This is a genomic window from Streptomyces sp. NPDC047886 (genome assembly GCF_043204435.1).
Classification (GTDB): Bacteria; Actinomycetota; Actinomycetes; order Streptomycetales; family Streptomycetaceae; genus Streptomyces.
On sequence record NZ_JBIDCF010000015.1, the window covers coordinates 81,139 to 99,245 of the forward strand.

Annotated in this window: 21 protein-coding genes; 12 read left to right on the forward strand and 9 right to left on the reverse strand. The window is 71.1% G+C overall.

What is annotated here, in order from left to right; all coding sequences use genetic code 11:
* Positions 1-108: 108 nt before the first annotated feature.
* Together ACGF5U_RS30915 and ACGF5U_RS30920 are read right to left on the reverse strand one after the other, a co-directional pair.
* A complete protein-coding gene (locus ACGF5U_RS30915; protein ID WP_392717969.1) occupies positions 109-663 on the reverse strand; it encodes a DUF6233 domain-containing protein in 555 nt (184 codons plus the stop codon).
* 40 nt (positions 664-703) lie between these two features.
* Entirely contained in the window at positions 704-961 is a 258-nt protein-coding gene (locus ACGF5U_RS30920) for a hypothetical protein (RefSeq protein WP_392717967.1), read from the reverse strand.
* Between the two features lie 210 nt (positions 962-1,171).
* Here ACGF5U_RS30920 and ACGF5U_RS30925 point away from each other — a divergent pair, with 210 nt between their 5' ends.
* Positions 1,172-3,100, forward strand: coding sequence for a pRL2-11 (locus tag ACGF5U_RS30925; protein WP_392717965.1), 1,929 nt, complete (start codon positions 1,172-1,174; stop codon positions 3,098-3,100).
* A 36-nt stretch (positions 3,101-3,136) separates the two neighbouring features.
* Positions 3,137-4,018, forward strand: a complete 882-nt coding sequence (locus tag ACGF5U_RS30930) for a hypothetical protein (protein ID WP_392717962.1) — start codon at positions 3,137-3,139, stop codon at positions 4,016-4,018.
* 97 nt (positions 4,019-4,115) lie between these two features.
* Here the strand turns inward: ACGF5U_RS30930 and ACGF5U_RS30935 are convergent, their stop codons facing one another.
* A complete protein-coding gene (locus ACGF5U_RS30935; RefSeq protein WP_392717960.1) occupies positions 4,116-4,688 on the reverse strand; it encodes a hypothetical protein in 573 nt (190 codons plus the stop codon).
* Positions 4,689-4,893: 205 nt separating this feature from the next.
* On the opposite strand from ACGF5U_RS30935, the gene ACGF5U_RS30940 reads away from it, so the two are divergent.
* On the forward strand, positions 4,894-5,430 hold the full coding sequence (locus ACGF5U_RS30940) for a hypothetical protein (protein ID WP_392717958.1): 537 nt from the start codon (positions 4,894-4,896) through the stop codon (positions 5,428-5,430).
* Between the two features lie 123 nt (positions 5,431-5,553).
* On the opposite strand, the gene ACGF5U_RS30945 is transcribed toward ACGF5U_RS30940, so the two are convergent.
* The gene (locus ACGF5U_RS30945; protein WP_392717956.1) at positions 5,554-6,126 is read right to left on the reverse strand and encodes an HD family hydrolase; all 573 of its coding nucleotides are present in this window, start codon (positions 6,124-6,126) and stop codon (positions 5,554-5,556) included.
* A 14-nt stretch (positions 6,127-6,140) separates the two neighbouring features.
* A complete protein-coding gene (locus tag ACGF5U_RS30950) occupies positions 6,141-7,196 on the reverse strand; it encodes a helix-turn-helix domain-containing protein (protein ID WP_392717954.1) in 1,056 nt (351 codons plus the stop codon).
* Positions 7,197-7,378: 182 nt separating this feature from the next.
* Between ACGF5U_RS30950 and ACGF5U_RS30955 the strand changes: the two genes are divergently transcribed.
* From ACGF5U_RS30955 to ACGF5U_RS30995, 9 genes are all read left to right on the forward strand, one after another.
* Positions 7,379-7,777 (forward strand): DUF6415 family natural product biosynthesis protein, encoded by a 399-nt coding sequence (locus tag ACGF5U_RS30955; RefSeq protein WP_392717952.1) that lies wholly within the window; start codon positions 7,379-7,381, stop codon positions 7,775-7,777.
* A gap of 113 nt (positions 7,778-7,890) precedes the next feature.
* Positions 7,891-8,295, forward strand: coding sequence for a hypothetical protein (locus tag ACGF5U_RS30960; RefSeq protein ID WP_392717950.1), 405 nt, complete (start codon positions 7,891-7,893; stop codon positions 8,293-8,295).
* Positions 8,292-8,990 carry a DUF6875 domain-containing protein gene (locus tag ACGF5U_RS30965; RefSeq protein WP_392717948.1) on the forward strand — a complete coding sequence of 233 codons (699 nt, stop codon included), beginning with the start codon at positions 8,292-8,294 and terminating at the stop codon, positions 8,988-8,990. Before ACGF5U_RS30960 ends, ACGF5U_RS30965 begins: the two co-directional genes overlap by 4 nt.
* Positions 8,906-9,790, forward strand: a complete 885-nt coding sequence (locus ACGF5U_RS30970; RefSeq protein WP_392717946.1) for a hypothetical protein — start codon at positions 8,906-8,908, stop codon at positions 9,788-9,790. The genes ACGF5U_RS30965 and ACGF5U_RS30970 overlap by 85 nt, the downstream gene beginning before the upstream one ends.
* A complete protein-coding gene (locus ACGF5U_RS30975) occupies positions 9,784-10,272 on the forward strand; it encodes a GNAT family N-acetyltransferase (protein ID WP_392717944.1) in 489 nt (162 codons plus the stop codon). Before ACGF5U_RS30970 ends, ACGF5U_RS30975 begins: the two co-directional genes overlap by 7 nt.
* Position 10,273: 1 nt before the next feature.
* Positions 10,274-10,792 (forward strand): hypothetical protein, encoded by a 519-nt coding sequence (locus ACGF5U_RS30980; RefSeq protein WP_392717942.1) that lies wholly within the window; start codon positions 10,274-10,276, stop codon positions 10,790-10,792.
* A 63-nt stretch (positions 10,793-10,855) separates the two neighbouring features.
* The gene (locus ACGF5U_RS30985; protein ID WP_392717940.1) at positions 10,856-11,656 is read left to right on the forward strand and encodes a DUF6042 family protein; all 801 of its coding nucleotides are present in this window, start codon (positions 10,856-10,858) and stop codon (positions 11,654-11,656) included.
* Positions 11,653-12,216, forward strand: a complete 564-nt coding sequence (locus tag ACGF5U_RS30990; RefSeq protein ID WP_392717938.1) for an AAA family ATPase — start codon at positions 11,653-11,655, stop codon at positions 12,214-12,216. The genes ACGF5U_RS30985 and ACGF5U_RS30990 overlap by 4 nt, the downstream gene beginning before the upstream one ends.
* A 145-nt stretch (positions 12,217-12,361) precedes the next feature.
* Positions 12,362-12,907, forward strand: coding sequence for a hypothetical protein (locus ACGF5U_RS30995; RefSeq protein WP_392717936.1), 546 nt, complete (start codon positions 12,362-12,364; stop codon positions 12,905-12,907).
* Between the two features lie 13 nt (positions 12,908-12,920).
* Here ACGF5U_RS30995 and ACGF5U_RS31000 read toward each other — a convergent pair whose 3' ends face one another.
* From ACGF5U_RS31000 to ACGF5U_RS31015, 4 genes are all read right to left on the reverse strand, one after another.
* Positions 12,921-13,142 carry a hypothetical protein gene (locus ACGF5U_RS31000; RefSeq protein WP_392818956.1) on the reverse strand — a complete coding sequence of 74 codons (222 nt, stop codon included), beginning with the start codon at positions 13,140-13,142 and terminating at the stop codon, positions 12,921-12,923.
* 86 nt (positions 13,143-13,228) lie between these two features.
* Positions 13,229-14,128 carry a replication initiation protein gene (locus ACGF5U_RS31005; protein ID WP_392717932.1) on the reverse strand — a complete coding sequence of 300 codons (900 nt, stop codon included), beginning with the start codon at positions 14,126-14,128 and terminating at the stop codon, positions 13,229-13,231.
* 595 nt (positions 14,129-14,723) lie between these two features.
* Entirely contained in the window at positions 14,724-15,122 is a 399-nt protein-coding gene (locus ACGF5U_RS31010; RefSeq protein WP_392717930.1) for a hypothetical protein, read from the reverse strand.
* Entirely contained in the window at positions 15,122-17,536 is a 2,415-nt protein-coding gene (locus tag ACGF5U_RS31015; RefSeq protein WP_392717928.1) for a Helicase associated domain protein, read from the reverse strand. The genes ACGF5U_RS31010 and ACGF5U_RS31015 overlap by 1 nt, the downstream gene beginning before the upstream one ends.
* Positions 17,537-18,107 lie beyond the last annotated feature (571 nt).

Here is an 18,107-nt window from a genome sequence, read left to right on the forward strand (position 1 = left end):
CGGGCACGGGCGGCCGCGTCCGAGCGGACCGTACGAGCAGAGGGAGGCAGGCGTCCGAGAAACCGGAGCACATGATCCTTACGAGTGAGCGGAGGATCCGAGCCGGCGTCAGGAGTCGGAGATCTGATCGAACCCGCTCAGCAGCGGCGTCAGCTCCTGAGCACAGCCGCACAGCGTGCACAGCTGCGTCCCCGGGTTCTCCGCGACGTTCAACGCGTGCTCCAGATCGAGGAGCGGAGCGCCCTGCGGCGCTTCCTCGCAGTCCGGCGCGTGCAGCACCCCGCGGGCCGGGCCCCGCCCCTCCCGCACCTTCGCCAGGACCCAGCCCGAAGGCCGGCGCTCCCGGAGGACCTCGCGGACCACCGACGTCGGCGGCGGCGGCGGAAGAGGCTCGGTGGGGACCTGGTCGTAGTCGATGCCGTCGACCGGCCGCACGTGCTCGGGCGCCCGGACCCACACCCGGTACTCCGCGGCCTCCACGCCGCCGTCCTCGAGGTCTCGGTACGACGGCAGGCCCACGAGGTACACCCACCCGGTCTCGGTCTGCCGCCGCCTCCACAGCCGTGCCACGACCTCCTGCTCCGGGTGCCCGAGCAGCGGGTCGGCGGGCAGCACGACCCGCACCGGCACCGGCTTGGCTGCGTCGTCGGAGGGCGTGGTCACGACCCCACAGTAAGCAGCGCCGCTGCCAGCTTGATGGACGTCACCGCTCGGGCAGCTTGAGGCGAAGACGGTCCATCGCTTTCTTCACGTCCCCGAGCTGGTCGCCCAGCACCCGCATACGCCAGTCCAGGCGCTCCATCCGGGCGGCGGCCGCCAGCGACGCGAACGTCTGCGCCATCTGTGCTGCGCCCGCCTCGCCCGCCATTGCCTTCTTGACGTACCGGGTGGCCATCGCCTCGTACTGCTTCGCGCGCTCCACTGCGGCTTTGTACTCGGGCGCGTCGTCGTGCTCGGTCATGCAGCCCCTCCCTGGGTGATCTCTCCTCACCGTTGTACCGACCGCGCCGCACAGGCGGGGCGCCTGCGGATTTTCGGGCCGGAAAGTTGTCCACCGATCGCGGCTGAGGGCCCGCTTTTCGCCGCGCTCTATCCACAGGCCAGCGACTTTACGGTTCGTGTCCGCTTCCGGGTGTGAGGTGCCGGGACGCACACCGAAAGGGCACGGCCGATGGCACAGACGAAGTTCGACAAGCAGGTGGAGGAGACCGCCGAATCCCTCATGTTCGGCATCGGCAGGTTCCTGGCCGGCCGACCGATGGACGGGGTGAAGCGGACCGACGCGACGTTCTGGCGTTCGGGAACCAGGGTCCTGCCGAAGGTCGAAGGCCGCGTCTCGCGTTCCTCCTACCGCGCCGGGTGGAAGCGCCTGACCTTCCGCATCAGCACGCTGGCCGCGATTGGCACGGGCGGCTACCAGGCCGGGTGGGTCCACCAGGACGCCACCGTCGCCACCGCCCAGGAGATATGGGCCAACCCCGATCCTGCGATCGCCGCGCTGGAGCAGACCGGGATCGCCGCGGCATCGACCGCAGCCGTGGGGACCGCCGCCTACCTGGCGCTCACACGCAAGCGCCGGGAGCTGATGCGGGAGTGGGTGCTCCCGCTGCACGAAGCCCTCGCGCTGCCGCTGCGCCTGCCGGAGCAGACCGACCCGCGCCGCTACCTCCACATCCCGCGCAACTTCTCCGAGGACGACGCGGTGATCCGCGTGGACGTCCCGGGCCGCCTGGACTTCTCCAAGGACCTGGTCGCCGAGATCATCGCCACCAAGCTCGCCCTGGAGGGCGTCACCTTCTCCTGGCACCTGGCGGGCCGCGAGACGTACGTGACGGTCAAGAAGACCCGCAAGCCCCCGGCCAAGGCCGCCTTCAAGGACCCCAAGATCCGCGAGATCGTGGCCGCCGCCAAGGAGTCCGCGCCCGTCATCGGGATCGGCTCCGCCGGACGAATCGTCACCGTCGACCTGGACGCCGAAGCCCCGCACATCCTGGTCAACGCCTCCACCGGCGGCGGCAAGTCAGTGACCCTGCGGTGCATCGCCTGCCAGATGCTCCACCACGGATCGCTCGTGTTCGTCCTCGACACCAAGCGGATCTCCCACCCGTGGGCGTCCGGGCTGCCCGGCGTCACGTACTGCCGCGACATCGCCGACATCCACGACCAGCTCATCGCCCTCGGCATGGAAGGCCGGCGCCGCACCCGCGTCGCCGACCAGCTGGGCATCGACGCCGACCCCAAGGACATCGGCCCGCGGCTGCTGATCCTCCTCGAAGAGGTCAACGCGACGATGAAGCAGCTGGCCCGCTACTGGGAGAAGACCCGCGAGTCCGGCGACCCGAAGGTCTCCCCGGCGATCGACGCGCTCAACGAGATCCTCTACATGGGCCGCCAGCTGCGCATGCACGTCCTCCTGGTCGCGCAGTCCGCCACCGCCCGCGCCCTGGGAGGCCCGGAGGCCCGCGAGCAGTTCTCCTTCCGCATCCTCGCCAACTACAGCGTGAACGCCTGGCGGATGCTCGCCCCGGAGGTCCACCCGGTGCCGAAGTCGACCAAGCACCAGGGGCGCGCCCAGGTCGTCTCCGGCGGGTCCGCGCGGGAGACGCAGATCCTGTTCTTCACCGAGGCCGAAGCCCGCGAGTGGGCCACCACCGGCAAGAAGGCCGCGGCCGCCGACGGGACCGCCCCGGTGCAGCTGCACAAACCGCCCGCCGACTCCCTCTCCGACACCCGGCCCACCGGCACCGGAGAACTCCCGCCGGCCCACGAGCCGTCCGCGAGCGGAAACCGGGCCGCCGACGCCCACAACCTCCCCCCGGCCTCGGCCGCCGCGCCCGACGAACTCGCGGCCCACGCCACCCCGCCAGCGGCGCCCCCGGCCCCGGTCGACGACGACCAGGCGGTGGGGCTTCGCGAGGCCGCCGAACACCACCTCCCCGACATCACCCTGGCCGCGCTGCGCTTCGCCCGCGCCAACGACCCGGCCTTCCCCGGCCCGGCAGGCAAGCGCGGCGCCGAACTCCTCTACCGCGTCGGCGACCTCAAGAAGTGGGCCCGCAACCGGCCCCGCGCGGCCACCGGCACCACCGACCTCGACTGACCGGGCCTGTCCGCTTCAGCCGACACGATCCACCCCTTGGAGAACACCCGGTTCACCAGGACCAGTAACGAAAAGGAACACCGCACCATGCTGTGGAACAAGGACAAGAGCACCCTCCCGGAGCTGCTGCGCCTCACCGACCCGGGCCTGCGCGAGCACCTGGCGGCGATGCCCGCCTCCCAGGCCCTCATCGGGCTCGGAGCCGACGGGCAGCCGGTCACCATCGACTGGGACACCGAATCGCCGCACGTCCTGGTCTGCTCCGCCACCGGCGGCGGCACCTCGACCGCCCTGCGCACCCTGGCCGCCCAGCTCCTGCACCACGGCGCGCACACCGTGATCCTCGACTCCAAGCGGATCTCCCAGACGTGGGCCCTGGGCATCGACAACGTCACCTACTGCCGCGGCATCGAGACCATCCACGACGCCTTGGTCGGCCTCCGGACCGAGCTGCAGCGCCGCATCGCCCACAGCGACCAGCACGGCGACTGCGACGACCTGCCGCGTTTGACGGTGCTGCTCGAGGTCGCCCACCACACGCTGAGGCAGCTGACCCGCTACTGGGACAAGGTCCGGCAGGCGAACGACCCGAAGACCTCCCCGGCCGTCGACGCCCTCCACGAGCTCCTCTTCGAGGGCCGCGCGGCCCGCATGCACGTCCTTTTCGCCGGCCAGCTCGACACCACCCCGTTGGGCGTCTTCACCCGCGAGCAGTTCTCCACCGTGGTCCTGGGCCGGGTCACCACCCGCACCTGGAGCCGCCTCGCCCCGCAGATCAACCCCGCCCCGAAGAGCAGCAGCCGCCCCGGCCGCGTCCACGTCGTCCAGGGCACCACCGCCCACCCGACGCAGGTCCTGCTCCTGACCGACACCGAAGCCGCCGACTGGGCCGCCGCCACGACGGCCGGGAAGATCTGACCGGCCGGACACACCACGGGCCCCGGGGGATCAGCCATGACGTCCCCGGGGCCCGGCTCGGGGGTCGCACCGTCCAACGACGCTGCGGCCCCCGCCGTCACGCGGTGGCCGGCTGCGGCTCTTCCAGGACGCTGGCGACCTTCCGCGCCAGCTCCGCGACGTGCGGCGGCAGGTAGCTGTCCAGAGAGGCAACGTCTTCGCACAGGCGGGCCTTCAGGCCGTGCAGGACGGCCTCGGTGAACAGCTTCTGCGGGTCGTCCTCCACCTGCTGCGCGTTGGTGGCGTGCCGCTGCCCGGAGCGGTACTGCATGCTGGCCCACGTTCCCGGCTCGCTCGCGCCGACGGGGGCGTCCTCGCCCAGCAGTCCCGCCAGGTGCGCCCACTCCCCGTCCCCTGGCCCCTTGGCCCGGTCGCGCTGCTGTTCCAGCTGGAGGTACGACTCCAGGGACTCCCGGCCCACGCCCGTGCGTTGGCAGTACGTGGCGATCAGCATGGCCAGCATGTTCATCGTGTCCGCTGCATCCGTGGCTCGGTACAGCGTCATCCGCTTCCAGGTGTGCGCCTGGTCGGGCTCGGTGTACCGCAGCACCTCCTGGCAGTTCGCGACCGCCTCGGAGACCAGCTGGTGGATCGCCCGCCGCAGCGGCTCGGGCATCGGGGTGGAGTCCATGGCCGCACGGTAGAGGCGCCGCACACACGAATGCCACGGCCGCGGGGTTCGCTCACCCGGATAGACCAGATGCTGTCATGGCCGCGGCGGCCTGGCCGAAGCCGATGGCCGCCCGTCGGCCCCGTTGGAAGGTGCTGCCCGCTGCGCCCGTGCCGGGGTGTGGCGCTGCCTTTAGTCGGAGGTCCGGCGGAGCACAATACGGGTCGTGCACACCAAGCCCTCTGATGCTCGCGATCACGAACTCTCCGAACTGGGCCGTTATTTCACGCCCAGCGAGGCTGCCCGCGCCCGCGCTCTGGCTACGCAGCTCGGCACGTTCCTCCTGCATCAGCACGCCAAACGCCTCCGCAAGCTCAGCGCGCGATTCAGTGACCGCCCCCGCAAAGCGGCGACACTGAAAATCTGGCTGGCCTCCCTCTCAAGGGAGAGACAGGGCAGCTTCGCCGAACTCGCCGCTTTCGAATCCGCCGCCCTGGTCCTTCCCGCGAGCGTCGACGGCGCCCACTGGTACAGCGGGTGGAAGATCCTCCAGGACTACCCGGGCGCGACACCCGACAGCCTGCGCACCCAGGCCGCTGAACTGGAGTGCCTGTACGCCCAAGCGGTGCTGCGCCGCAGCAAGGGAGCACCGACTCAGGAACAGGCACCGGAACGTGAGGCGCCGGTGACGGCAAGCATGCCGGCGGGGCGCCGGGGTCCGCGTTCGGCCTCCAGGCCCGTCACGACGCTCGCTGCGTCCTGAGCCGTCTGCTCCGCTACCAGGTTGCAGACGGCGCGCTGGGTGAGGCGCCGATCGTGCTGGGGCTCACCCGTTGCTGGCGGGTGGGCCCCAGCAGGGCGTGGGTCAGCGGTTGCTTGGAACTGATCAGTGCAGGAAGTTCTTCTGCCACTGGAGCGAGTCCATGCTCAGCGCGGCATCGGCGAGGGCCTTTGCGGAGGGCGTCTTGAGCGAGGCGAGGCTGGTGTCGATCCAGTTCTGGGTGAGGCTGTAGCCCTGCTCCCGGTACTCCACGGCCTGCACCAGGCATTCGAGCTTGTCGGCGTCACGGGCGACGATCGCCTCCGGGGTCTCGCCGGCCTCGTACTCGTCGACCGCGCTCTGCACCCCGGTGCGTACGGCCGGGTGGGCGTTGGCGACCTGGTCGGCCGTGACTTCGCCGTTCGGGGCGGCCTTGATGTACCGCCGGCCGATGTGCGGGATGTCTCCGACGCGGGTTTCCTGGCTGTCGTGGAAGAGGCACATCAGCGCGACCCTCGCGGGGTCGACGCCTTCCATCATGGCGAGCACCGAGCCGATCACCCCGACGCGGAAGGAGTGTTCGGCGACGGATTCGGGGGCCTTGTTGCCGGTGAACCACCAGCCGGTCCTGGCGACGCGCTTGAGCACGCCCATCTCGGAGATGAAGCTCGCGGTGCCCTTGGTGGTGTCGTCGGCCATGCGGTCCTCCGGTGTCAGCGGTTGTGATCGAAAACGTAGTGGACGTGGGTGAGCTCGCGCCTGGATCTTCCCGAGAGTGCTGCCCCGTCCAGGAGCTGGCCGGCCCGCTCGCGCAGAGGCCCGGCCAACTGCCCGGCCGCCTGCGGCAGCCACGGGAACGCGGTCAGCAGCGCCCACAGCGAGTGCGCGTACAGGTCGACGTAGCCGGGCGCGAGGTGCAGGCCGCGGGCGAGTCCCCGCAGGAGGGTCACCGGATCCCAGCCCGACAGGTCGCGGTCCCGCATGAACGTGTCGTCCGGCTGCGGCAGCGGCAGGGCCCCCAGCCACAGGGCCCAGTAGTTCAGGTTCGCGGCTTCCGCGGTGTCGTCGTCGGCCAGGGCGCGGTCGATGAAGTCCAGCAGCGGCTGCGGGTCACCGAGGCGGGCGAGCGCGGTGGCGGTGGAGCGGGCCTCCGCCCAGTGCGGTGACCAGCCCCGACGGGCCAGCACGTCACGGCGTCGGTGAAGGGTGTGTGCGGTCCACGCGGCCGCGTCCGGCCCTCGGTCGTACGAGGCGAGGTAGAGCGCCTGGCGGTGCAGCAGCACCCCGCCCTCGCCCTGCCGGGCCGCAGCCTCGGTCGTGTCCCGCAGGTGGTCGAAGAACACGGTCCGGTCCGCGGCCGCCAGCTGCGGCGCGACGGCGACCGGACCCCGCCGGGGCCGGGGTAACCGCCCGGCGAGCGCCGGCGGGACGGTGCCGTTCAGCGCCCAGGCCAGCATGTGAGCGGTGTCCCGGGTGTGGACCCACCCGGCGAGCGGGTGCGGCCCGCCGGCCTCACCGTCCAGCCCGGCCGCGATGATCCGGTCCGCGTCCATCGCCGCATCCAGCCACGGCACCAGCGCCACGTCCGCACCCAACGCGGGCAGTCGCCGCCGGAGCTCCAGCAGCGCCCCGGCCCGCATGTTCGCCAACGGGCGCCGCCCGGACTCCCAGCCCTGCAGCGTCTCGACGTCCACGCCCAGGGCCTCCGCCAAGGCGGCCTGCGTGGAAGGGATCGACTCGCGGACCAGGCGCAGCACGAACCCGGTCACCGCACCTGCTGATGTTCGCCTGGGCCTGCCCATACCGGCCTGCTCCCCGGTCGCCCTGCGCACCGAAACCCGTACTCACGGTCAGTCCTACCGCATCGGGCCCGCCCGTACGGTCGTGATGCGGTCGATGTCCGACGAACGAGACCGTGCCGCCCGCGACCACACGACCCGGCGAGGCACCGATGAGCAGCACGTACCTGGTCCTCCACGATCCCGAGGGGCGGCTTGACGCCGAACTCCCCCTCGATCGGGAGCTCCACAAGGCTCTGGTCAAAGCCGTGCTCGGGTGGACCGGCGACACCGCCCTGCCGCCTGCGGACCTGGAGCAGATCGCCCTGCTGCTCACTGGCACCGCCCGTGCCGTCGCCGCCGACGTCCGCCGCGCCGCCGATCTGCTGCCCGAAGACCACGCCGCCCGCGCCCTGGCCGACGTCGTCCTCGAGGAAGCCGACCGCCGCCTGTCCGTCCCGCTGGAGGGCACCGCGCGCTGCGCGCAGGGCCGCGCCCGCCTCGTACGAGCCCTGTACGAGCGCCTGGACCGCCTCGCAGGCGTCGCACCGCACGTCGTCACAACCCCCTGAGACCACCGCGCACCCGGCCGGGACCGGATCTCCCGGGTGCGCGGTGCAACGGCACCACGCCCGGCCCAACCTGGGCCGGGCGAGCACCACTCGACACCGAGAGGGGCACCACCGTGAGCACCGCAACGACCGAGCTGCGCCGGTTCCTGACCATCACCGGCCAGCGCTTCAAGACCGGCCAGTCCGCACCCGAGATGTTCTCCCCGGCCGTCGACAAGGCGTGGCACGAACTGCTCGGCACCCCGGCCTACGCGGCCCTGTGCCTGGAGACCGCCAGCCAGCCGATCCGCCACGTCGCCAACAACGGCCACGGCCCGATCGCCTGGGTCGCCGCCTACGAAGAGGCGTACGGGCCGCTGCCGGAGATCTGGTTCACCGACGCCGACGGCAACCTCGACCAGGCCGCCGTCGCCCGCTACCGGGAGACCGGCACCGTGGTCGCGGAGTGGGACTGCGGCCCCGCCGGCGGCGACGGCGACGACGTCGCGCCCGACCAGCCGGAGACCGCCCGCCGGTGACCACCGGCCGCACCAGCGCAGCGCCCCGGCCCACCGCCGGGGCGCTGCGCCTCGTTGAGGCCAGCACCACCCGGCCACGATCGGTGGACATCAGCGACTACGCGCGGCAGATGACCGCCCACTGCCCCTACCTCGCCCCGTCGCTGCGAGCGGGTCTGACGACCTGGACGGTCTACAGCGCCGACGGCGACGCCGAAGCCGTCCAGGCGGAGCTGTTCCACGCGGGCGCCCAGGCCGCTGAGTGGCTGCGCCCTTTGCTGAACCGGCCGCACGGCCTGCTGCGGTGCGAGAACATCGTCCTGCTGGGCGACGTACCCGGTGCCCGGCACCGTGACCTGCTCGCCTGGCCGCACTGGGTGCTGAAGAACCTCTACGGGCCGGTCGGGGTGATGTTCGGCAAGTTCTACGCGGGAGAAGAGGAAGTCACTGCGGCCGGCCACCGGACCCCGGCGGCCCCCGCCTCGTTCCTCCCCGTGAGAGCCGCCGTTCGTCGCCGCGACCCACGCTTCCTCGCCGCGACCCCCGACCTGGCCGCCGCACTCGCCGCGGCCGACGACGACGGCCGCGACGTGTTCGCGCACATCCCCACCGAGTGGACGGAGATCCGCACATGGGCCCGACACCTGCTCCCCCCGGCGAAGCCGTCGCCCTCCTCACCGCACACACCGGCGAACCCACCGCCATCCACGTCCTGAGCGACCGGCGCGGCTCCCGGGCCTGGAAGCTCCAGGGCCCCAAGCGTGCCGTCGCGCTGAAGGCCAACAACCCCGACGGCGACGACGCCCGCGACAAGGCCGCCGAGATGGCCCAGGAGGACGACCACCTCCGTCGCCTCACCGCCGCCGGCGCCCTCCACCCCGACTACCGGGTGAGCGCCGGGACCTGGGACGGCGGCCGGTGGCTGGCCGTCAACTGGATCGACGGGACGCCCCTGTGGCGGGCCCTCGCCCTCGCCCGCGGCCCGGAAGGAGACCGCGCCTCGGTCCGCCCCTGGCTCGCGGGCATCGCCCGCACCTGGACGGAGCACCTCGCCCTCATGCACGCCGCCGGGTGGGCCCACGCCGACGTCCAACCGACCAACACCCTGGTCACCCACGACGGCCACGCCGCCGTCATCGACTACGCCCTCGCCTGCGGCCCCGGCGACGGCCGCCGCGTCCCCTACCGGGGCGCCCTCACCCACACCACCGCCCCCGAGCTCGCCACGCAGATCCTCGACACCCCCGCCGACACCCACATCCAGGCACAGCCCTCCGCCGACATCTGGAGCCTGGGCGCCTCCCTGTTCTGGTGCTGGACCGGCCAGCGCCCCGTCCCCTACGCCGACGACCTCGACCGGCCCGGGAAGCTGGCCGCCATCGCCCGGGGCACTACCACCGCGCTGCGCGACGTCCGGCCGTGGCCCTTCCCCGCGTTCGAGGACGCCATCACCGCGTGCCTGGCCCCCGACCCCGCCGACCGGCCTACCGCGAAGGAGCTGACCGCCGCATGGTGACCCTGCGCGCCCTGGCCCTCGACGACGCCACCGCCCTCACCCGCATCTACAGCGGAGCCTCCATCCGGCACACCACCGGCAAGCCCCTCACCCTCGACCAAGCCCACGACAAGATCCGTACCGCCCTGGCCCGAGCCGCCGAAACACCGCGCGCGCAGTGGAGCTGGGGCATCCTCCACGAGAGCGACCTGATCGGCCTGATCTCTCTACGCCGACGCACCCCGGTCATGGGCACCATCAGCTACATCCTCCGGGACGACAGATGGGGCAACGGCTACGCCACCCACGCCGCCCACCAGGTCGTCACCGTCGCCTTCACCACCGCCGGCCTCAACCGGCTGGAGGCCATGCACCACCCCGACAACCCCGCCTCCGGCCGCGTCCTTGCCAAAGTCGGGTTCACCCGCATCGGTACGGCCGACCGGGACTCCGAGACCGGAACCGTCCCCTACGAGCTGTACGCGCTGGAGAGCGGTGCCTGACATGAAGCTCAACGACCTCGGCCCGCTGATGGCCCGCCGCCGGGACGGCGGCCTCAGCTTCGGCTTCGACCGCTTCCGCGCCGACTCGGCACTGGCCGCCCTGCTGCACTGGCCGGACGACGTCCTGCGGGACTTCCTCTTCGACCACGGCGACAACGGCCACTTCTTGGACGACTACGGCGACGTCGACCTGTGCGCCATCACCTGGGGGCTGGAGACGATCCCGGCTGCGGCCTTCACCACCATGCCGACCGGCGAGAGCGACGCCGGCTGCATCGAGAGCTACGCCGCCGACCCGGTGTACTGGGTCAAGGTGCGGCCCCCGGAAGTGGGCCGGTACTGGGAAGAGCACGGGACGTGGCTGCGCCCGCCGCTCCTCATCGACCGGCGCCTCCTGGCCCCGGCGGACAGCGGACTGCAGGTCCTGGAGGGCCGCACGCGCGTCGGAGTGCTGTGCGGCCGCCTTCGCGAGCAGCTGCGCGTCGCCCCGCGCCACCAGGCGTGGGTGGCGCGTCTGTGAGAACCTGCCGCGTCTCGCTGCGTACGCTGCGAGCATCGAGGTGTTTTCGAGGAAGAGCTGCGGATGACTGAGAAGGCGTCTGTTCCCGGGCGGCGCCGGGACATGGCGATGCACAACGACTGGTGGGTGTCGGGCTGGGAGCACGTCCTGCCCCGTCAGGGCTTCCCGTTGACCATGCTGATCGGGACGGCGTGCCAGCCCGCTTTCACCGGTTCCCTGGATGACCTTCTGCAAGAGATCTTCGACGGGCACTGGGACATGATCGGCGGCGACCTCGATGGCGCGCTCACCTTCTCCTGGCCTGATGAGGAATGGGACTACGAGGCCGCGCCGGAGGGCCGCGAGGCATGCGAGGCGGCCCGCTGGGAGGAGTTCAGCACCATGCTGACGACCGCCGGCTTCCCGGTGCCCACCACTGTGCGGGACCTGTCCGAGCTCTACCTGACGTGGGGCCTGGCCCGCCGCGAGGAGACGCCGGACGGCACCCGGTGGTCCATGCCCGCCGTGCTGCCGCTGCCCGGCGACCTGCTGCCCCTGGACCCCGAACTCACCGAGCGCCTTGATGGGATCCGCTGGACGATGCGCACCGGCCCGCTCCTCGACACCCTCATCGACCACCTGGTCAACGATCTGGGTGAACCGGCAGAGACCCTCACCTCTCTGGACCGGCTGGCGGCAGCCACGGGCCAGGACGTCGACGACGTCCGGCTCGCTCTCGCGGAACTCGTGAAATCCGGCGACGCCCGTGTCCAGCGCGGCGAGGAGCCGGCCGACGCGGAGCGCCTGGAGGCACACCGCCGCTTCCGCCTGGTTATGGACTGGGAGCACTTCCACGAGAACCGCATCCAGGTGAGCCGCGGGTGACTGAGGCCGCGCACGGCACCGTGGGGACCAGCGACACGCGCCTGATCGTGCTCCGAGGCAACAGCGCCTCGGGCAAGTCCTCCGTCGCGGCCGGCCTGCGCGAGAAGTTCGGCCGCAATCTCGCCATCGTCGCCCAGGACAACCTGCGCCGCATCGTGCTGCGCGAACGCGACCGGCCCGGCGGCGCCAACATCGGCCTGATCGACCTCACCGCCCGCTACGCCCTGGACCACGGCTTCCACGTCGTCCTAGAGGGCATCCTGTACGCCGACCGCTACGGCACGATGCTTCAGGACCTGGTGCGCGCTCACCAGGGCGTCACACGGTGCTACTACCTTCACGTGCCCTTCGAGGAGACGGTGCTCCGGCACGCGACGAAACCGGATGCCGAGTACCTCGCGCATGTCAACGAGGGCCACCTACGCGGCTGGTACCGAGAGAGGGACCTGCTCCCAGGCGGCCTGGAGACCGTCATCGAAGCGGCCAGCACCCTGGACGACACGGTCCAGCAGATTCTCTCCGAGAGTGGCCTGGACGGCATTCTCCCGATCGACCGCTGAGGGGCGCCCCCGCAGGTACGGTCGTCATCACGGCACCGACGACGGCACACACCACCGGACCCAGGGGGCAATGGGCGTGGAGAACGGATCGGACAGCATCCCGTGGGGCGGCGAGTGGCGACGACACCTCCGCTCGGATGCCGAGATGGATCTCGTGCGCTCGTGGAAGCGCCGTGTCGAATGCCCGACCTGCAAGGCAGCCGCAGGGCGGGCCTGCCGCACCAAGGGCGGCAGCCCGACCAACGAACACCGTGCACGCCGTGACGCCGTCGGCCCCACCCCGTACGAGGAGTGGCGAAAGGAGGGCCTCATTCCGGAGCAGCGGACGTACACGATCCCGGCCGTGCTCAAGGAGTCGGATAAGGCCCGCGCCGACTTCAACGTGGACACCGCCCTGGCCGACGGTGTGGCGGTCGTCCGCATGTTCCTCGCCGACCGGCTCGGGTTGTTCCTCCAGGGCGAGGAGGCCATGGACCGCATCGACGATGCCGTGCGCAAGCTGATCGAGGTCCGTGGCCCGGTGGGGACGGCCGACGTGGTCACAGTCCTCGCCAGCCAAGTCGCCTCGCTGCTGGCTGCGAGCGCCGGCCCCGACGGCGATCCGGAGGCCCTGTTCGACACGGTGATCCGCGCGCAGGTCGACATGGCCCGCAGGATTCAGAGGATCCAGAGGGAGCGCGCCGAGGGTTGACCCGGCCGGCTCGCTACGCCTGGCCCTGCTCCTGGGTTTCACTGGCAGCGGCGTAGCGGGTGAGGTCGACACCGGCTGAGCGGGCTTCCTTGAGCCGGATGGACACCAGGCCGGTGGAAACATTCAGCTCGCGAGCGATCTCGTAGCCCTTCAGTCCCTGTCGGTGCAGTTCGACGATCTGGTCCCGTCGTTGCCGGGAGCGGTCCTCGTACGCCGCGCGTTCCTCGGCGATCATGCTGCGCACGGTCCGCGGGGACACTCCGAACCGGTCCGCGAGCTCGCGGGCCGTCGCGGTGCGACGCTCGCGCCTGGGCCCCTGCATCACGGCTTCCCCTTCATGTACTCGAGCATCGCTGCGGTGCGCTCGTCCCGGCGCGCAGCGCGCGCTGCGCCGCCCTTCTTGGCACGGGCGGACTGGATGGCGACGAAGGTGGCCTCGTAGACCGCCGCACCGTCCTTCCACATCCTGGAGCGCGTCGTGATCCACCGGTGGATGCTGTTGGCGATCGCACGCGCCTCCACGGCCGGCAGCGGCTCCGCGAATTCGGCGTTGCGGGTGTGTACTTCGGCGTGGATGGCGGTGTGGAGGGTGTCGGGGCTGCCGAAGTGGTGGCGTACCTCGCGGTACGCCCAGGTCCGGGCCGTCTCGAAGATCGAGCAGTTGCGCCCCAGTCCGGTGATGTTGGTGCGGAACCGCTTGGTCTCCCGCCAGCGCGCGGGCGGCATGTGGCCGCTCAGCGCCTCCTCCAGGCCGCCGAGCGTGTGGAGTCCGCCGTGGAGCCACTCGGTGCTCCAGTCCGTGTGCAGCGGGTTCTTCGTCATCAGCCCCGAGTACGCCGCATCGCCGTCCAGCGCGCGGCGCAGGCCCTCGGTGACGGCGGCGGCGTAGGCCAGTGGCTTGCGCCGGGCGTACTCGGTCCGCGTCACCGCCTCCGCCAGCGCCCACACCGCATGAGCATGCCCGTTCACCGGGTTCTCCACGACCGCGTTCGGCAGCGGATGCGACCCCACCGACGACACCGCCCGCAGCACCGCATCCGAGTGGTCCACATCCACGACGAGAAGATTGCTCACCGCCGACGGGTTCGCCTCCACGTACCGACGCGTCATCGCCACCGGCCGCCGCTCACGCCGGATCCCCTCCTGCAGCCAGTTCGTCGCATACGGCCGCAACGGCAGCCACAACTCGTCCCACTGCACTCCGGGCAACTCCACGTTCATGCGCTGATCATCTAGGGGTGCCCCAGCCGAGAAGGACCTGACACGCCGTGAACTTCAAAGTAGGTCGTGAGCCAAGTCAGATGATTCGGGGCTCTCGGCCCGCAGCTACCACCGCGCAGAGGGAGCGCCCCGAAATCGAGTCGTCTTCAAAGTAGGTCGTGAGCCAAGTCAGATGGTTTGGGCATCCCCACCTGCTGCACTCCGCAACTGCCACGGACGGACTTCACGATGGCCGCACCTTCAAAGTCCGTCACCAAGCCAAGTCAGATGGTTCCCGCCCACGCGCCGCTCGTTCCCGCTGGAAGTCTTCAAAGTACGCCACGAAGACCAAGTCAGATGGTTGGGTTTCCCCTGCCGGGAACCACGACCTCCCCCGACTCCTCGTCCAGCTCCGGCCGCCCCGTAGTTCGCCGGGGGAGGACCCCGAAGATCCCAGGGCCTACACGCACATCAGTACGATGCCGCAGCTCAAAGTCCCCGGGTATCGCACCTCAGTGCGTGTAGGGCCTGGGAGCGGTGCCGCTGGCCCCGGACAGCGAAGGACCCCGGGCCGCTCGTGCGCCCCGGGGTCCTTCGCCGGTCTCACCGCCACTGCTCACCAGTCGTCAGGCGCGCTGCCCACCCACGCGATCGGCCGGCCTTCGCTGTTGCGGCCCCAGTGCGGTTCCTCCATCGAGGTCTCGTGCCCGTCGGGCAAGACGCAGATCCGCCCCCAGCGGCCGTGCTTGCCCCCACAGAGACCGGCGAGCCCGTCCGCGTCGCCCTCCGCCACGGCCTGGTCGTAGCGGTCCTGGAACGGCTGGAGACGGGCGCACAGCTCCATGCCCAGCTCCGTCTCCGCCGCCTCCACCCGCTCCCGCGCCTCCCGCACCCCAGGGTCGGACAGCACAGCCGAGATGACGTCCTCCGCCTCCACGAAGGCCCTGGTGCGGGAGTGCCGCCCTACGGCCTCCTGCACCCGCTGCTCCCCGGCCTCCTGGTCCTCCTCGGTCATCACGCCGCTCCTTCCGTGGCCGCCCACTCGAGCCCGAGGCCGGCGAGCGCGGCGAGCTTGTCGGCGGTCAGCTTGGTCCGGCGGCTCTTGGTGTTGGACAGGAACACCCCGAGCTTCACCTCCGTCCCGTCCGGCAGCGCCTCTACGTGGGCCCTGGGGACCTTCACCGAGCCCGTGCGGGCCTTGTACTGCGCCAGGGCCGCAACGCCCCTCTCGAAGGCGCTCACGGGCGCCGTGGACGGCTCCGCGGACACGTCCGGCTCCACCGGGGCCGGAGCGGCGGCGAGCGGGGTGACGCCGACGGCCTCCAGGCGCTCGCGCTGCCCCTCCGCCAGGGCCGCCCACACCTCGGGCTTCCGCTGCCGGGCCAGCCACTTGCCGACGTCCATGCCGTGCACGGTGAAGCCGGGCAGGACCTCCGCCGGGCCTTCCTCGTCGCGCACCAGCTCGCGCAGCGCGGCGTAGTGCCTCTGCCACTCGGTGGGCCACGACGGGTTCCAGTCCTCGTCGATCTCCTTCAACGCGGCCTCCCACTCCGGGTGTTCGGCCAGCGCGCCGGGACGGCGCAGGTTGGACAGCCACTGCCCGATCGGCTTGTCCAGCGCGGCCGCCGACCGGGGCGCGCACAGCGTCCAGTGCTCCGCGTAGTACACCCGGGCCGCCGCCAGGTTCTCCTGGAACCGCGCGTCGGCCGCCGTCCAGGCCATGCCCAGCCTCTCCAGCCGCGCCGCGCGCCGGCCGTTCATCTGCCCGGCCCCGTACGCCCGTCGCTGCTCCGCGACCCAGGTCCCCAGCGGGAACGCGCCCTCCTTGTGCTCGTACGGCACATTCGCGTTCCCGACCCGCTCGACGTACTCCTTGAGCTTCGCCCAGCCGCGCGCCCAGTCCTGCCGCTCCGTGTCGATCACGTTGAAGGACACCCAGTTCGCGACCATCACCGGATCACGGGGAGCCGCAAAACGGAGCAGCAGACGGGTTTCTTCCTCGTCATCACCGGGCGCGGCACCGATGTATTCGGAGGGCTGCGCGACGTCCTTCTGAGGCTCTTGCGGGATCGCCAGCAATTCCACGGCCTCTTCATCGTGAGCCCGCAGACCTTCAAGGACTTTCACCAACGGCTTGTACGAACCGGAGGTGAACATGTCCTCGGGGGATTCATCGGGCTGGAGGAATACCGGCACGATCAAAGAGGCGAGCTTGCCTTCTCCGGGCTTCTGGCGCAGCGCGCGGCCGATCGCCTGGACGATGTCGTGCGGAGCGCCCTTGGGGTCCAGCAGGGCCACGGAGTCCACGGCCCGGATGTCCACGCCCTCCCCGAGGACGCGGCAGTTGGAGAGCACCGCGCGCCGGGCGGTGGAGCCGAACTTGCCCAGCACCTCCCGCCGGCGCTCCGGGACGTGCTCGCCGCACAGCCAGTCCGCCCAGATCTCCGCCGGGTACTTCTCCGGCTGGTCGGCGTGCAGCCGCTTGGCCACGCGCTGAAGGCCCTCCGCGTACGCCGCGGCCTCTATGGTCCGGTGGTGGAAGGTGATGCAGGTCTGGAGGTTGTGCCGCTCCATCGTGTGCAGCAGCGCGGCCTGGAGCGCCCCCAGGCGCTGCCCGCGGACCTCCTCGGTGTGCCGGTCCTCGCCCATCAGCTTCTCGGGTGTGACGACCGGGTCCTGGAGCTCCAGGACGATGATCTGGTACCGCGCCAGCAGCTTCCGCGACACGGCCGACGCCAGCGACAGCTTGTAGAGGACCGGCCCGAAGACCTTCTCGTCGTCCATGCTCGCCGCCATCTCGCGCGGCAGCGGATCGCGCACCCCTTCGGCGACCTCGCGGTTCAGCCGCTCCTCCCAGATCCGGGGCGTCGCCGTCAGGTACAGCCGGCGGTGCGCCGGGATCTTCGTCTGGTCGTGGATGTCCGCCCACGCCTTACCCATCGAGCCCGACGTCCTGTGCGCCTCATCGACCACCGCCAGGTCCACCGGGACGAGCTTCTGCCCGTAGGCGCCCTCGAACGCCTCCACGAGCACGCCCAGCGACGCGTAGGTGGCGTAGATGGTCACCGGCCCCGTGGCGTGCCACAGCGCCAGCTGCACCGGGTTGGTCGTGGACCGCACCCCCAGGTGCCACAGCTCCGGGTCGTCCAGCGGCGAGCAGACCATGACCGCCGGCCCCTTGTGCCCGGCCTCGCTCCACGCCTTCACGGTCTGCGCCAGGAGATCCAGGGTCGGCACCACCACGAGAATGCGGCCCTTGGGCACAATCCTTTTCGCGGAGGCTGCCGCGATGATGGTCTTTCCCGTCCCGCACGCGGCGTGCACCTGCCCGCGCAGACCATTCCAGGGAATGCCGCCCGGCGGGATATCGAGACCGCGCACGATGGCGGCTACGGCCTCAATCTGGTGTTCACGCAGTTTCACGGCCATTCCCGTGTTCTCCTTTTCGCGGAATGCGGCGCGTAATAGGAATGAGAGTCCGGCGCGATGAGTGGCGGGCCGGGGTGGTGGTGTCTGGTCCCAGACTCTACACAGTCAGCACCCGTGATGCATCATCCCTGCGACAGCTTCCCCCTGTAGGCTGATACTTGGCCGATTCTCGCCCCGGTCGCACGGTTCATAGGGTATGCTGGCGGGGTATTGGTGAACGCGAGCGGCCGGGTTCGAGGGTGGGGGAGGGGTTCGGGTGGAGCGCAGCGGAGCCCGTCACTGCGGTGGGGCCGGCACCCCATCAGGCCGACAGTCCGTCACATCCGTTGCGGGGGTGGTGGCCAGTAACCCCAAGCCCTACACAGGCCCGCGCGTGATGCACCTTCCCCCGTAGCCAGCCAAGGCAACCGCGCTTGCGCGGGTGCCCACAATTCGCGCTTGCGCGAATTGTCCTGCCTTTTGAATTCCGCTTGCGGAATTCCATTCCGGCGCTTGCGCCGGAATCCGAATTGCGCTTGCGCAATTCGCGCTCTATGCCTCGGCTTGCCGAGGCATATCCCGCTCCGCGGGG

Bases quoted from the DNA above. Each gene is read 5' to 3' on its own strand.
- ACGF5U_RS31010 (WP_392717930.1), bottom strand. From the start codon at position 15,122: ATGACCGAGGAGGACCAGGAGGCCGGGGAGCAGCGGGTGCAGGAGGCC.
- ACGF5U_RS30985 (WP_392717940.1), top strand. From the start codon at position 10,856: ATGACTGAGAAGGCGTCTGTTCCCGGGCGGCGCCGGGACATGGCGATG.
- ACGF5U_RS30935 (WP_392717960.1), bottom strand. From the start codon at position 4,688: ATGGACTCCACCCCGATGCCCGAGCCGCTGCGGCGGGCGATCCACCAG.
- ACGF5U_RS30920 (WP_392717967.1), bottom strand. From the start codon at position 961: ATGACCGAGCACGACGACGCGCCCGAGTACAAAGCCGCAGTGGAGCGC.
- ACGF5U_RS31000 (WP_392818956.1), bottom strand. From the start codon at position 13,142: ATGATCGCCGAGGAACGCGCGGCGTACGAGGACCGCTCCCGGCAACGA.
- ACGF5U_RS30975 (WP_392717944.1), top strand. From the start codon at position 9,784: ATGGTGACCCTGCGCGCCCTGGCCCTCGACGACGCCACCGCCCTCACC.
- ACGF5U_RS30995 (WP_392717936.1), top strand. From the start codon at position 12,362: ATGGATCTCGTGCGCTCGTGGAAGCGCCGTGTCGAATGCCCGACCTGC.
- ACGF5U_RS30970 (WP_392717946.1), top strand. From the start codon at position 8,906: ATGGGCCCGACACCTGCTCCCCCCGGCGAAGCCGTCGCCCTCCTCACC.
- ACGF5U_RS30980 (WP_392717942.1), top strand. From the start codon at position 10,274: ATGAAGCTCAACGACCTCGGCCCGCTGATGGCCCGCCGCCGGGACGGC.
- ACGF5U_RS30955 (WP_392717952.1), top strand. From the start codon at position 7,379: ATGAGCAGCACGTACCTGGTCCTCCACGATCCCGAGGGGCGGCTTGAC.
- ACGF5U_RS30945 (WP_392717956.1), bottom strand. From the start codon at position 6,126: ATGGCCGACGACACCACCAAGGGCACCGCGAGCTTCATCTCCGAGATG.
- ACGF5U_RS31015 (WP_392717928.1), bottom strand. From the start codon at position 17,536: ATGGCCGTGAAACTGCGTGAACACCAGATTGAGGCCGTAGCCGCCATC.
- ACGF5U_RS30925 (WP_392717965.1), top strand. From the start codon at position 1,172: ATGGCACAGACGAAGTTCGACAAGCAGGTGGAGGAGACCGCCGAATCC.
- ACGF5U_RS31005 (WP_392717932.1), bottom strand. From the start codon at position 14,128: ATGAACGTGGAGTTGCCCGGAGTGCAGTGGGACGAGTTGTGGCTGCCG.